Source organism: Psychrobacter sp. NG254 (assembly GCF_015277735.1).
GTDB lineage: Bacteria > Pseudomonadota > Gammaproteobacteria > Pseudomonadales > Moraxellaceae > Psychrobacter.
In genome coordinates, this window is record NZ_JADHDA010000008.1 from 32,883 (window position 1) to 46,393 (window position 13,511).

12 protein-coding genes are annotated in these 13,511 nt (G+C 43.4%); 6 read left to right on the top strand and 6 right to left on the bottom strand.

Annotated elements, in window-relative coordinates; all coding sequences use genetic code 11:
- The 5 genes from ureC (at position 1) to IP510_RS12955 (ending at position 5,299) form a co-directional block, all read left to right on the top strand.
- Complete coding sequence (gene ureC / locus IP510_RS12935) at positions 1-2,184, top strand: urease subunit alpha (RefSeq protein WP_194365241.1); 2,184 nt, start codon at positions 1-3, stop codon at positions 2,182-2,184.
- Between the two features lie 135 nt (positions 2,185-2,319).
- The gene (gene ureE, locus IP510_RS12940; protein WP_194365288.1) at positions 2,320-2,952 is read left to right on the top strand and encodes an urease accessory protein UreE; all 633 of its coding nucleotides are present in this window, start codon (positions 2,320-2,322) and stop codon (positions 2,950-2,952) included.
- Positions 2,952-3,725, top strand: a complete 774-nt coding sequence (locus IP510_RS12945) for an urease accessory protein UreF (RefSeq protein WP_194365289.1) — start codon at positions 2,952-2,954, stop codon at positions 3,723-3,725. Before ureE ends, IP510_RS12945 begins: the two co-directional genes overlap by 1 nt.
- A 57-nt stretch (positions 3,726-3,782) precedes the next feature.
- On the top strand, positions 3,783-4,472 hold the full coding sequence (ureG, locus tag IP510_RS12950; protein ID WP_110924160.1) for an urease accessory protein UreG: 690 nt from the start codon (positions 3,783-3,785) through the stop codon (positions 4,470-4,472).
- Positions 4,473-4,543: 71 nt separating this feature from the next.
- Positions 4,544-5,299 carry a HupE/UreJ family protein gene (locus IP510_RS12955; RefSeq protein WP_194365242.1) on the top strand — a complete coding sequence of 252 codons (756 nt, stop codon included), beginning with the start codon at positions 4,544-4,546 and terminating at the stop codon, positions 5,297-5,299.
- A 271-nt stretch (positions 5,300-5,570) separates the two neighbouring features.
- Here the strand turns inward: IP510_RS12955 and tig are convergent, their stop codons facing one another.
- Positions 5,571-6,914 carry a trigger factor gene (gene tig / locus IP510_RS12960; protein ID WP_194365243.1) on the bottom strand — a complete coding sequence of 448 codons (1,344 nt, stop codon included), beginning with the start codon at positions 6,912-6,914 and terminating at the stop codon, positions 5,571-5,573.
- Between the two features lie 395 nt (positions 6,915-7,309).
- Positions 7,310-7,972 (bottom strand): RdgB/HAM1 family non-canonical purine NTP pyrophosphatase, encoded by a 663-nt coding sequence (rdgB, locus tag IP510_RS12965; RefSeq protein WP_227669770.1) that lies wholly within the window; start codon positions 7,970-7,972, stop codon positions 7,310-7,312.
- A gap of 551 nt (positions 7,973-8,523) precedes the next feature.
- Here rdgB and IP510_RS12970 point away from each other — a divergent pair.
- Positions 8,524-9,153 (top strand): superoxide dismutase, encoded by a 630-nt coding sequence (locus tag IP510_RS12970; protein WP_194365244.1) that lies wholly within the window; start codon positions 8,524-8,526, stop codon positions 9,151-9,153.
- Between the two features lie 111 nt (positions 9,154-9,264).
- On the opposite strand, the gene IP510_RS12975 is transcribed toward IP510_RS12970, so the two are convergent.
- From IP510_RS12975 to IP510_RS12990, 4 genes are all read right to left on the bottom strand, one after another.
- On the bottom strand, positions 9,265-10,005 hold the full coding sequence (locus IP510_RS12975; protein WP_194365245.1) for an SDR family oxidoreductase: 741 nt from the start codon (positions 10,003-10,005) through the stop codon (positions 9,265-9,267).
- Positions 10,006-10,267: 262 nt separating this feature from the next.
- Positions 10,268-11,104 (bottom strand): hypothetical protein, encoded by an 837-nt coding sequence (locus IP510_RS12980; protein WP_194365246.1) that lies wholly within the window; start codon positions 11,102-11,104, stop codon positions 10,268-10,270.
- A gap of 308 nt (positions 11,105-11,412) precedes the next feature.
- On the bottom strand, positions 11,413-12,582 hold the full coding sequence (locus IP510_RS12985) for a metal-dependent hydrolase (protein WP_194365247.1): 1,170 nt from the start codon (positions 12,580-12,582) through the stop codon (positions 11,413-11,415).
- A gap of 95 nt (positions 12,583-12,677) precedes the next feature.
- Positions 12,678-13,496 (bottom strand): DUF72 domain-containing protein, encoded by an 819-nt coding sequence (locus IP510_RS12990; RefSeq protein ID WP_194365248.1) that lies wholly within the window; start codon positions 13,494-13,496, stop codon positions 12,678-12,680.
- Positions 13,497-13,511: the final 15 nt, after the last annotated feature.

Here is a 13,511-nt window from a genome sequence, read left to right on the forward strand (position 1 = left end):
ATGCAAGCAGGCGAATACCATATTCAAGATGGCGATATCATCTTAAACCAAGGGCGACAGGTACAGACCATTAGTGTTAGCAATACTGGTGATAGACCTATTCAAATCGGCTCGCATTATCACTTTTACGAAGTCAATGATGCCTTGAGTTTCGAGAGAGAGCAGACGCGTGGTTATCGCCTGAATATTATCCCTGGTACAGCAGTGCGATTTGAGCCGGGGCAGTCACGTGAAGTGGAACTGGTCGCTTATGCTGGTAAGCAGGAAGTATATGGCTTTGCAGGGCGAGTGATGGGGGCCGCTAGTTCAGATACCACATCAGATAAGTCAGATGCTGAAAACCCGCCAGTTACCTCGCAGAAGAAAGTCAGTCGGCATATTTATGCTGAGCATTTTGGTCCGACGACAGGTGACAAGGTGCGCTTAGCGGATACTGAACTTTGGCTACAGGTTGAAGCTGACTTGACCAGTTATCAGGATACTGATCAGGCTGCAGCACTGCAAAACGGTGAGCAGGCTAGCAAACCGACCGAGATAAAAGGCGAAGAAGTTAAATTCGGTGGTGGTAAAGTCATCCGTGATGGTATGGGTCAAGGGCAGTTATTGGGTGCTGATGTTGCCGATACGGTCATTACCAATGCGCTAGTCATGGATTATACGGGTATCTATAAAGCAGATATCGGTATCAAGGATGGTCGCATTAGCGGCATTGGCAAAGCCGGAAATCCTGATATCCAGCCTGCCATTGATATTGCAATTGGTGGTGCTACCGAAATCATTTCTGGCGAAGGCAAAATTCTCACAGCAGGTGGCGTCGATAGTCATATTCACTTTATCGCACCACAGCAGTGTGAGACAGCGCTTATGTCAGGCGTGACCACAATGCTTGGTGGCGGTACAGGGCCTGCACAAGGCACGCTCGCCACTACCTGTACACCAGGGGCTTATCATATTGCCTCAATGCTAAAGTCTACCGACAGTATTCCTATGAATATCGGATTACTGGGCAAAGGAAATGTGAGTGTGCCAGAACCTATTGCTGAACAAATCGAAGCGGGTGCCGTAGGGCTAAAGCTACACGAGGATTGGGGTACCACTCCGCAAGCCATTGATAACTGTTTGAGTGTCGCGGAAGAGTATGATGTGCAAGTAGCTATTCATACTGATACCTTAAACGAAAGTGGCTATCTCGAAAGTACGCTGGCAGCATTCAAGAATCGCTGTATCCATACTTTTCATACTGAAGGCGCAGGCGGTGGTCATGCCCCTGATATTCTTAAAGCCATTGGCGAGTCGCATGTTTTACCATCATCTACCAATCCAACGCGCCCTTATACCGTCAATACCATTGACGAGCATCTCGACATGCTGATGGTCTGTCATCATTTGAGCCCTGCTATCGCTGAAGATGTGGCCTTTGCAGAAAGCCGTATTCGTCAAGAAACCATTGCGGCAGAAGATATCTTGCATGATCTGGGCGCAATCTCGATGATGAGTAGTGATTCGCAAGCCATGGGACGGGTAGGAGAGGTTGTCATTCGCACTTGGCAGACTGCGCATAAAATGAAAGTTCAACGCGGACATCTTGCACCTGATGCAACAGCAACCATAGAGGATGAGCAGCAGTTCATCACTCTGACGGACTACGACCAAAGCGCGGACAACGACAATTTTCGTATCAAACGCTATATCGCAAAATATACGATAAATCCTGCGATTACTCATGGTATCAGCGATATGGTTGGCTCTATCGAGGTGGGAAAATGGGCCGATATGGTGTTATGGTCGCCCAAATTTTTTGGGGTAAAGCCTGAATGCATCATCAAAGGTGGCCTCATCGCTGCTGTGCCGATGGGCGATATCAATGCCTCTATTCCCACCCCGCAGCCCGTACATTATCGTCCTATGTTTGCCACTTATCCAAAATCAGTTGCCCAAACCAGCATTACCTTTATGTCACAGGCTGCCATCGATAAACAAGTGGATAAGCAGCTTGGACTGACCAAAGTCATTCAGCCAGTACACGGTATTCGTAGTATCCGTAAAAGTGATATGCGCTTTAATAGTTACTGCCCTGATATGGATATTAACCCTGAAACTTATGAAGTACGTGCCGATGGCAAGACGCTCACTTGTGAGCCTGCTGACATATTACCCATGGCGCAGCGCTACTTTTTATTCTAAGCACTTTTTATTCCAAGTGTTTTGTTATTCTAAGTGTTTTGTTATTCTAAGTGTTTTATTCTAAGTGTTTTATTCTAAGTATTGTGAGTTTTACGCCTTAACCGTTTGAGCAACAACAGCCAGAGTATAATAATGATGAAGATATTTAATACCCGTTTAAATGCCCCAAATGACGCTCAAAAAATACAATTAGCCAAACAGCATCAGACCGATGACTATCTACTTTTAGATTTTGATACTCGCCAGCACTCTCGCTTTAAGGCCACTACAGTTTCAGGTGAGAGTGTCGGTATTGACTTACCTCGGACAGGTACTCTCAAAGGTAATGATGTGTTAATCAATGAGGCAGGCGAGTTGATTCAGGTTATCGCTAAACCTCAGGTCGTCACCAAAGTTACCGCTGATGATGTCTTTACACTAATGAAAGGGGCTTATCATTTAGGCAATCGACACGTGCCACTGATGTTTGACCAAAGTTTTGACCACGGTGATGCAGGCTATGCGTTATATTTTGAAAACGATCATGTACTTGCGCAAATGTTGGAGCGTCTTGGATTGCGTGTTGAAGATGCTTCAGTACCGTTTGAACCTGAAACAGGCGCATATCAGTCGGGGCAAGGGCATTCACATGGCCACTCTCACTCACATGCGCATTCAAGTAGTGACTCAAATAGTGACTCACATAGCCATTCACACAGTCATAAGCATGGTCACGCTCACAGCCATAACCATAACCATCATGATGAGACTGTAGGGCAGCCAAAGTGATGATTGATACCAGTGCTCAGTCTACTCAGCCAGACCAACTTGGACAGCTGCTGATGCTGGCATCAAGCAACTTACCCATCGGTAGCTATACCTATTCGCAAGGTGTTGAGTCAGCGATTGAGTCAGGAGTGGTCTCTGATGAAGCCAACACGCTGGTATTCATGCAGGATTATTTAGTGCTTGCTGTTATCGGCTATGAGTTGCCAGTATTAGGGCTAATAATGCTAGCGCTTGGTCAAGGTAATGATGCACTAGCCGCAAATCTAGCACACGATTATCATGCTAGCCTAGAGAGTAAAGAGTTTGTACTTGAGTCTCAGCAACTGGCTCAAGCAATGGTATCTTGGCTCAATGAAGTGCTGAGCCTCGGTATACCTGCTGAGATACCTGAAGACGGATACTTGCCACTTTTTGCTCATATTGCACAGCACTGGCAGCTACCACTGGCACAATCAATGACTACGTATGGCTTTGCCCAACTAGAGAATATGGTGTTGGCTGCGGTCAAGACTGTACCGTTAGGGCAAATGGCAGGACAGCGTATCCTATGGCAATTGCAGAGCGATCTGGGTGCTCAGATTGATGCCGTTAGCACTAACATACAGCATACTTTTGATACATTGATGACATCGCCAGATTCGCTTGAAGACCAAGACGTTCAGCAGCTGTGCCAAGACCTCTATGAGACGCTCAATATATCGAATAACTTGCCCAATTTGGCTATCCTCTCAAGTATGCATGAGGAACAGTACAGTCGATTGTTTCGCTCATAACTATACCTTTATTTCTATTTATACTTATTAATATACAAACTGTTTTAGGAATTCAATATGTCTCTAACTCCGCTCAAACCAAAAAACTCTCAATCTATATCAGACTTACAGACTGATAACGACCGCCAAAATCAGCCATCTGGATTGTCATGCCTACGCCTTGGCATTGGTGGGCCTGTTGGTAGTGGTAAGACCGCGTTGACGTTGCGTTTGTGCCAAAACATGCGCGACACGGTCAATATGGCAGTCGTGACCAATGATATCTATACCAAAGAAGATTCAGAGTTTTTGACCCGTAATGATGCCATGCCTGCTGAGCGTATTCGCGGTGTAGAAACAGGTGGCTGTCCGCATACCGCTATCCGCGAAGATGCCTCTATTAATCTGACTGCTATTGCCGAACTGCAAGCGACTTTTGAAGATTTAGAGATGATTATCATTGAATCAGGTGGTGATAATTTGGCAGCGACGTTTAGTCCAGAGCTGTCTGATTTGACCCTATACGTTATTGATGTTTCAGCAGGCGATAAGATACCTCGTAAAGGTGGGCCGGGAATTACCAAGTCTGATTTATTGATTATTAATAAGACTGATCTTGCGCCTATGGTAGGGGCTTCGTTAGAAGTCATGGCAAGAGATGCCAAAAAAATGCGCGGTGACAAACCTTTTATCTTTAGCAACATGAAAACGGGTGACGGGCTAAATGAGATTATCGCATTCATCAAAGAGCAGGGCATGCTTGCTTAGTTAATAGAATCTCACGAACTATGAACTACAAGCTACGAACAACCAAATTATTAATATTAAGGAGCACTCCCATGACAGCCTCTACCAATACAAAAACTATAACAAAGACGCATTTTTCACAGGTACTATCCGCTCGTACTATAGTAGCTGGCTCAGCTGTGATGATGACCTCATTAATGTTACCGTCACTGGCACAAGCACACTCAGGCCATATCCATTCAACGACTGCGCACACATCATCGCTGTTAGGCACGTTGCAAGCAGGGCTGATGCATCCGCTGACTGGCTTTGATCATTTGTTTTTAGCAGTCGGTATGGGTATGTTGTTTTACGGACTACAAAAGCAGCGCTTGGGCATGATGTCATTGGCAGGAGGTTTATCGTTGGGTGTGGTATTAGCGACTGTCGGTGCTTTGGTAGGTGGTGCCGCGTTTGGTTCGGCTACTGGCATGGTTGAGATGGCGATACTATTATCAGTTGCGGTATTGGCATTTGTGTTAATGGGACAATGGCGCGGAAAAGCCGCATCATTGAATACGTCTGCATCGAGCACGGCAACTACAAGTGACGTCCCATTACTGAGTATGACTTTTGGCGGTTTGGCAGTATTTCACGGTATGGCACATGCGATGGAATTGCCAGCACAGATCGGCGTATCAGGTCAGTTAGGTTTTTATGCTGGTATGATGGTTTCTATGTTGGGGCTATACGCGGTTGGTATGGTGATCAATCAGCAGTTGCAACAGCGTTTGGGTGGTCATTTTTGGTTCCAACGTGGGTTGGTTATGCTAGGTTTAGGGGTAGTGTTCATTCCTGTTTTAACCTAAATATAGTCAATCCTCTATAAAAGAGCTACAGCGTTAACCTCGCTTGAAGTATCACATATACATCTGCACTCGGTTGCCTTGACTCTCTTTTAAATTGAATCAACTATAGAGTATCAGTTTCTATTACATGATTTAGTTATTCATTGAGTTCGTTATATTTACCCATAAAAATACGGCCCCAATCGATGATCGGGGCCGTATTTTTATGAGCTAAGAACATGAGTACTATCTGAAAGTAGGTATCCTAAAAACAGATAGCGCTCAGTCTAGACTACATGCCTTGCTGCTGTTGTTGCTGAGCAGCTAGCAAGTCTTGGTAGCTAACTTCTTTGTCAGTTACTTTACCTTGCTCGATTAGATAATCAACCACTTGGTCTTCTAGTACAACAGACTCAATGTTAGCGCGCTGTTGCTTATCAGTAGTGTAGTACTCGATCACTTCTGCTGGATCTTCGTAGTTTTCAGCCGCTTCTTTGATGAACGTCTCAACGCGTGCTTGATCTACTTCTAAGCCTTTGGTATCGATAACACGAGCAACGATGATGCCAAGACGGGCAGCACGTAGCGCTTGCTCTTCAAATAGCTCATTTGGCAGCATGTCTTTATCGAAGCTATCAGCATTCGCACCGAACTGCTGAGAAAAACGTTGCATCATCATGTTGCGTTGACGCTCGATTTCTTGCTCTAGCATAGCGTTTGGTACGTCAAACTCATTCTTTTCTAGCAATGCGTCAAAAGTCGCTTGCTTAACTTGGCTACGCGCAGCGTTTTTGATTTCGCGTTCCATGTTTTTGCGTACGTCGTCTTTTAGTTTTTCAACGCCGCCTTCTTTTACGCCGAATAGCTCAAGGAACGCATCGTCGATTTCAGGTAGCTTAGATTTTTCAACCAGTTTTACGTTGATTTTGAACTGAGCTTCTTTACCCGCTAAGTTTTCAGCTTGGTAATCTTCTGGGAAAGTTACTTCGATAACTTTTTCGTCGCCAGCTTTCATGCCTTTGATACCCGCTTCAAAGCCAGGAATCATTTGGTTGCTACCGATAACCAATTTGAAGTCTTCAGCAGAGCCGCCTTCGAATTTTTCGCCGTCGATAGAACCTTCAAAGTCAAAAGTCACTTGGTTGTCTTTCGCAGCCATGCCTTTTTTCTCAACGAATTCTTCACGTTGCTTTTGTAGGTTTTCGATCATGGTGTCAACGTCAGCTTCATCAACCTTGGCAGTATGACGCTCAACTTCGATCTCATCGATACCTTGTACGTCTACTTCTGGGAAGATTTCGACAGTCGCTTGATATACCAAGAAATCATCTTCAAGTTTTACGTCGTCGATGTTAGGCATGCCAACAGCGCGGATGTCTTCAGATTTGATTGCTTCAAACACAGTATCACGGATCACATCGTTGATAACTTCTTGTTGAATGCCAGCACCGTACTGAGAGCGGATGTGTGACATAGGGACGTTACCTTTACGGAAACCGTCAATCTTGGCAGTTTTCGCAACTTGGCGAATACGGCCTTCAACTTTATTTTGAATTTTTTCGACAGGTACTTTAACTGTCAATTGGGTTTCTTTGTTAGATAGCTTGTTGGTTGTGACTTGTAAATCTGTAGCCATGTTAATTACACCTTTAGGATTAGATAGTACTTAAAATTAAGCAGTACTTAGGATTAAATGGTAATAGACAAACCGAGCCTCAAAATACGGGCGTGTACAACGGATTGCCGTTGGAATAAATAGGGGATAATGATAGCCCGCAACGTCCATATCAGTGTCAGTAGCAATCGCTGCCAGCACAAAATATAAAACTGCTGAGGTTGTAAATGCTATCAAATATCAATAATAAACCGTTAATGCACCGCATAATAACGCTTTTTGGTGAATTATACAGACATATAACGGTTTTCGACAAAATTTTTAAAAGTAGAACAGTATAATCTATCTGATTATTAAAGTAAAAATTATCTGTTTGGTGTCATGTTTCCTTATGTTGCTTACCTTTATAGGAGCAATTATAAAGGCAGCTGCGCCAATAGTTGTTGAATGGCCTGACCGCGATGACTGATGCTGTTTTTATCAGCAGCGCTCAAGCTGGCTGCACTGGCTTGTAAGTCAGGTAACCAAAACAATGGATCATAGCCGAAGCCACCATCACCATACGCTGTCTCTGAAATCTCGCCATGCCATAGTCCTTGAGCGATAATGGGTAACGGGTCATCGGCATGACGCACCATTGCCAGTACGCAAACAAATAACCCTTTGATAGGCTCGCTCGCGTGCTCAGTACGAATAGGTTGCAAGTCAGCGATGAGCTTGTCATTATTTTTACTATCGTTACCATGTTCACCAGCATAGCGAGCGGAGTAGATACCTGGTGCATTACCGAGAGCTGGTACACACAGTCCTGAGTCGTCAGCGATAGCAGGTAGTCCGCTGATACGACTGGCATGACGGGCTTTTATAATGGCATTTTCTACAAAGCTTAGCCCGTCTTCGATGGCGTCTTCGATATCGAGCTGACCTTGCGGGATGATGGTCACCTCTAGATTTGCCTCAGCAAATAACCGTTTGAACTCAGCCAGCTTGCCTTTATTATTACTGGCGAGTACCCATTCACTATTCGGGGTTGGTTGTGTCGCATGTAGGGGAGTGTCGATGGTGCTTGTGTTGGTCATAGTGTCTTTCCGTTAAGTGGTTATGTGTAGTCTGTTTAATCTAGCTTTTATTTTTAGTGTCTTTTACTATGGCTATAAATTTAGCTAACCGTCATATTTGCAGTAGTCATTGATGTCTGTGAGGTAGCTTGGGCTATCGGCTGCGCTATCCGCTAATACATAGCCAATGGCTATGCTGATTGTACGGTCTATAACATTTGGTAACTGATACTTTTGGTCATTGTTGCTATAATACTCGCCAAGCTACAGCGAGTTATATCCTGTAACTTTTGAATATTTAATTAATAAATGCTTATGAAGTCAAACACTTGGCTTTTAAGCAAAGAATAATAGCAAGCAGTAACCGCTAGGTTCATTTTGGATTCATAATAATACGTGATATTGTATTGAGCAGTACCCTGTATCAAGCAATAATATTCGTTTCAAACAATAAACTCAGCCAATTTAGTCCGCTATTTTATAGTGTTTTTTGCGGTGTAAAAATAGCGTAAAATTCAGTTTCTATAATCAGTTTTATAAACTAACGGCTAAACAGCAAGGATAAAATAACTATGTCAAACATTACATTGCCAGAACTACCATATGCAAAAGACGCACTAGAGCCACATATCAGTGCCGAGACGCTAGAGTATCATCACGACAAGCATCATGCCGCTTATGTAAACAAGCTTAACGATTTGCTACCAGGTTCTGGTCTAGAAGACAAAACGTTGCCAGAAATTATCCTAGCGACTGCTAAAGATGACAGCAAACAAGGTATGTTCAATCAAGCAGCCCAAGTATGGAACCACACGTTCTACTGGAACTGCATGACGCCAACGAACGGCGGCGGCGAACCTACTGGCGATCTAAAAGCTAAAATCGAAGAAGACTTCGGTAGCTATGACAAGTTCCGTGAAGAGTTCAAAAATGCAGCATTGACTCAGTTCGGTTCAGGTTGGGCATGGTTAGTCGCTGATAAAGTCGGTGGCAAACTGTCTATCGCTAAAACTGCTAACGCTGATACCCCACTTGCACATGACCAAATCGCTGTATTGACTTGTGATGTGTGGGAACATGCGTACTATATCGACTATCGTAACCGTCGTCCTGACTACGTAGATACGTTCCTAGACAAGCTAGTGAACTGGGACTACGCAAATGCAAAATATAAAGGTCAAGACGCTGGCGTTGAAGAATAATATTCAATAGCTAAGTATTTGATTGAAAAAAGGACACCGCGAGGTGTCCTTTTTTTGTTTGGTCGTTCTGTTTTAGGTATTAACATACATACCGTCAATACAATAACGCGATTAAGCCACACCGCCGTTTGCACCGATATTTTGTCCTGTGACCCACGCTGCTTCTTCGCTTACCAAAAATGATACGACACGGGCGATGTCAATTGGTTCACCAATACGGTTAAAGGCTGACATGCTGGCAAGTTTTTCAACGGCTTCGTCTGTTTTACCTTGATTGAATAATTCGGTATCTGTTGGTCCAGGCGATACGGCATTGACGGTGATATTGCGTGCGCCAACTTCTTTAGAAAAAACTCTGGTCAGCTGCTCTACTGCGCCTTTGGTCGCGCAATAAGTGCCATAAGTGGGTAGCATCATACGAGTGGTGGTGCTTGAGAGGTTAACAATACGGCCGCCATCATTGAGTTTAGTCGCCGCCTCACGCAGAGTATTAAACGTGCCTTTTACATTCACGGCAAAGGTACGATCAAAGTCCTCATCGGTAGTTTCTGCGATAGGTTTATTAATCATCATACCTGCGCTATTGACCAAAATGTCTGGTTTGCCAAATTCACTGATAGTGGTGTCGAACAGCGTGGCGACTTGCTCAGTATCACTAACATCTGCTTGCACAGCGATAGCTTCACCGCCTGCCGATTTAATTTGGCTGACGATATCATTGGCTGCTGCGTCATCGTTTGCATAGTTAATAATTGTTTTGGCACCTGCTGCCGCAAGTAATATAGCTATCTGTGCGCCGATACCTTTTGATGAGCCGGTTACAATCGCGACTTTATTTTTTAGTGTTGTCATTATTATTCTCTCTATTATTGTAGATAAATATCAGTACGCCTATATGGCGCTTTTAAAGACTGATAGTTTTTAATTGACGATATAAACATTAGCAGTGTGCAAAGACAATGAGTAGAGAGGTTCTGTAGGCTTATTTTTAGATAAATGTATGAGCTGGGTTTCTGTAGGTTTGAAAGATAAAGATTTTGAGTTGCTGAGGGTTTGGATGAGAAAAGGACACGGTTAGGTGTCCTATTATGGTTTGATTGTTTGAACACGTTCATTATTGACTGGCGTCAAGTTTTCTTCGTAATTCTCTATTAGCATGCATTAACATCTCGAAGGAGTTTTTTATGCACCCAGATGACCATGCTAAACTCCAAATTGTTTTATCTAAAATGTCATCATTAAAGCTTCTATTCGTTAGGCGAGACATGACTCTTGTTTCTTGATTGTCGCAAGTGATTTCTTCTATATGTGACCAGTAGCTTGTATTACCTATAAAGCTAGGGTGAGCTATATCGCAAAGAAACTCATACGTTGGCATCAATGTTTTGGCATCTGGATGCTTAGCTACTTTCTGTAAAGAAGTCATAATATTGGTTTGTAAAAGGTGTTTTTCAGGTTTTTCATAGCGTGTCCCCCAAATCATTTTTATAACTAAATCCTCTACTTCTGTGGAAGTAACGACTTTTTTACTAGGAAAGGTCATCTGAGAAAACGTTTTGCTTAATACATTGGCATTTATCAAAAATACTGCAGAAATTTCAAGTAGAGATCTAGTCGCTATAGCCGGAACTATGGTCTCTTTAGTATTTAATCCATTTATACATGATTTGATAAGCTCAGCGGCGCGCCATAAGGTCATATAGCAATACGCTTCTATATTCGAAGTCTGGTCATTCCAATATATGAAGTTCATTTTCTTATGATTATTTTTATTCAAAGACTTTAGCTGTTCAGTTATAGACGCAACAGAAGAATAAATCCAACGATATTCGCTAGGTACTTGCTTATCAATATCTGAAAACTGTGAAAGAATTAGATTCACAGATCTAATCATTGGGTCGTCGCTACTTTCTGTATAATCGATTAAATCTTTAGTAAAAGTATAACTCAATTTAAAAATCCTTTATTAATATGCATATTAGAGTATCTAGATATCAGATATTGCCACCATATGTGCTCATCATCCTGAAGTGCTTTCTTTTATCGCGTCTTTGAAAACATGTTTTTATTATCATAATATAGATAAACAGTTCTATAAAACCCCAAACCCTAATTTGCCCAAAGCTTACCGCAATATTATAATAAGCATACGCCTTAGTGGTATTTTGAAAGAAGATATAAAGCGTATCAAAGTACTAACCTTGACCGGCAATTATTTGTACCTTAGACCATATAGACACTTTTTAGCCTTATTAAGCACTATTCCTCACCAACCAAAATCCAATCACCATCTCTGTCTACAAATGACTCGTCAAATACTCTCACAAACCCTTGCTTCACCAATTCAATACGCGATACTTCAGGTTCACCATCAACTTTGATAATGGGTGCGTCTATAGGCGTAATAGATTGCCATGGCGACGCTTGTCCTGTTTTATTAGCCAATACAAAACTAAAGAATGCCGTGTCGCCTGCCATCATGCGCAGGTCATCAACGACTAACTGGATATCTTGTTTGTTCGGTTCAACAGCGTCATCAAGCATCGTTTGAGTTCGGTAGCCTGTCCAATCACCAGAGAACCAATCCAGCCTTTGTGCATAGAGCTGGCTCGCTGCTGGTAAATTTGCGCGTAGCGTCTGCGAATTGTCATACTGCGTCAGATAGCGATACTCAGGCAAGCGACTGTCTAAAACGCTACCGCGTATTTCAATCAATCTATTTTGATCGTCTTCAGCGACCGTACGCCACATTAGGATAGTAGGCAGCACAGGCATGGTTTTGATACGGGTTATATTGTTTATTTTGGCAGAGGTCAATGTTTGCTCAGCTTTGTCTTGCGCGTAATATTTTAGCCCTAACGAAAGCATCAAATACCCACTACTGATAATCAGCATCCAAATGGCAAGCCGTTGGCAGCGGGCTAATACGCCAGTTTTAAAAGTACTAAGTTTGCTGCCTTTTGTCAGACCTATAATCATGGCGATGAGCAATGGCAACGTATATAGCGGATCGATGATGAACATTGAGGCAATACTAAAAGGTGTCAGCGATAAAGACTCTTGTAGCGGCCACAGTAATTGCGTGCCATAGACCGTGAAGCTGTCTAAAATTGGATGGGTCGTCAGCGCCAGCGTCATGGCTGTTGCCAAGCGCACAGTAGAGTAAGGCAGTGGCATGTTGCGCCATGCATGATAGCGACTGATTAACCAAGCGCCCACTATACCCACTGCCGTCAGGACAATTAGTGAATGACTAAAGCCACGATGGTAGGTCATATTGCTGATGGGATCAGGATAATGTATTAATACATCCAAATCAGGCAAAGTGCCCAACATGGCCCCGTATAGATAGGCTTTGCGTCCTTGGTATTTACCCAGTACCGCACCTTGTACACTAGCGCCTAAAACAATCTGACTGAGTGAATCCATGGTTATCTACTTGTGTTTTTTTTTATTTGATTGCTTATTTGCTTTCTAATTTAGGTATGAGCAATGACTGACTGTCATACAAGGTATCTTCTGGTTTAAATAACCTCAAAGTGGTGAGCGGATAATGCCTCACGCAGCATCGCGATATTATAATAAGCATGCGCATTGACGGTGTTTTGAAAGAAGATATAGAACGTATCAAAGTGCTGACGCTGATTGGCGATTGCTTGCGCCCAGTCCTGCATCTCAGCTTCGCTATAACGATAGTCATGGCGGTCAGCCGCGCTCATCGCATCCCACCAGTTTAGATTATTGCCATGCATACGCAGATAGCCAGTGCGTTCAGTAAATATCAATCGTGACGGCGGTAGGCCATTCACCTTTGGGTAATCAACGCTGCACCAAATGAGACCTTGCTGCCGAAAGCTATCGACCACTTGCGGCGTGTGCCAAGCGTTATGACGGAACTCAATGGTGAGTGGGTAGCCCTGAAACCAACTGACAAGATTGGCCAGATAGAGACGATGATCACGAGTACGATCAAAGCCGTGTGGGAACTGGAGCAATAACGGTGCTAAAGCATTTGCTTCGATAAGCGGGGATAATGCGTTTAGAAATGCTTGTGCATGCTCGGCAGTGCCTTTGCGTGCATGAGTAAAGTCTTGATGCAGTTTTACAGCAAATTTTAACTGACTGTCTGCTTGCCCGTAGGCTTTATCAACCATACCTGCGAACGCTTTTTGCCCGATAGGTGCGTAAAAGCTGCTATTGATTTCGACTGCGCCGTATTGCTTGGCATATTCACGTAAAAAGTCGGTTTTTTTTGTGCCAGTAGGATACAGCGTACCGAGCAAATCGGTATCGCTATAGCCACCAGTGCCAAGATAAATACGCGGGGTAGGGTTACTGTCCATGTTGACCACTCACTG

What these genes read in the sequence shown, in the direction of transcription:
- ureC (WP_194365241.1), top strand. Translation starts at nt 1, where the DNA reads ATGCAAGCAGGCGAATACCATATTCAAGATGGCGATATCATCTTAAAC.
- ureE (WP_194365288.1), top strand. Translation starts at nt 2,320, where the DNA reads ATGAAGATATTTAATACCCGTTTAAATGCCCCAAATGACGCTCAAAAA.
- IP510_RS12945 (WP_194365289.1), top strand. Translation starts at nt 2,952, where the DNA reads ATGATTGATACCAGTGCTCAGTCTACTCAGCCAGACCAACTTGGACAG.
- ureG (WP_110924160.1), top strand. Translation starts at nt 3,783, where the DNA reads ATGTCTCTAACTCCGCTCAAACCAAAAAACTCTCAATCTATATCAGAC.
- IP510_RS12955 (WP_194365242.1), top strand. Translation starts at nt 4,544, where the DNA reads ATGACAGCCTCTACCAATACAAAAACTATAACAAAGACGCATTTTTCA.
- tig (WP_194365243.1), bottom strand. Translation starts at nt 6,914, where the DNA reads ATGGCTACAGATTTACAAGTCACAACCAACAAGCTATCTAACAAAGAA.
- rdgB (WP_227669770.1), bottom strand. Translation starts at nt 7,972, where the DNA reads ATGACCAACACAAGCACCATCGACACTCCCCTACATGCGACACAACCA.
- IP510_RS12970 (WP_194365244.1), top strand. Translation starts at nt 8,524, where the DNA reads ATGTCAAACATTACATTGCCAGAACTACCATATGCAAAAGACGCACTA.
- IP510_RS12975 (WP_194365245.1), bottom strand. Translation starts at nt 10,005, where the DNA reads ATGACAACACTAAAAAATAAAGTCGCGATTGTAACCGGCTCATCAAAA.
- IP510_RS12985 (WP_194365247.1), bottom strand. Translation starts at nt 12,582, where the DNA reads ATGGATTCACTCAGTCAGATTGTTTTAGGCGCTAGTGTACAAGGTGCG.
- IP510_RS12990 (WP_194365248.1), bottom strand. Translation starts at nt 13,496, where the DNA reads ATGGACAGTAACCCTACCCCGCGTATTTATCTTGGCACTGGTGGCTAT.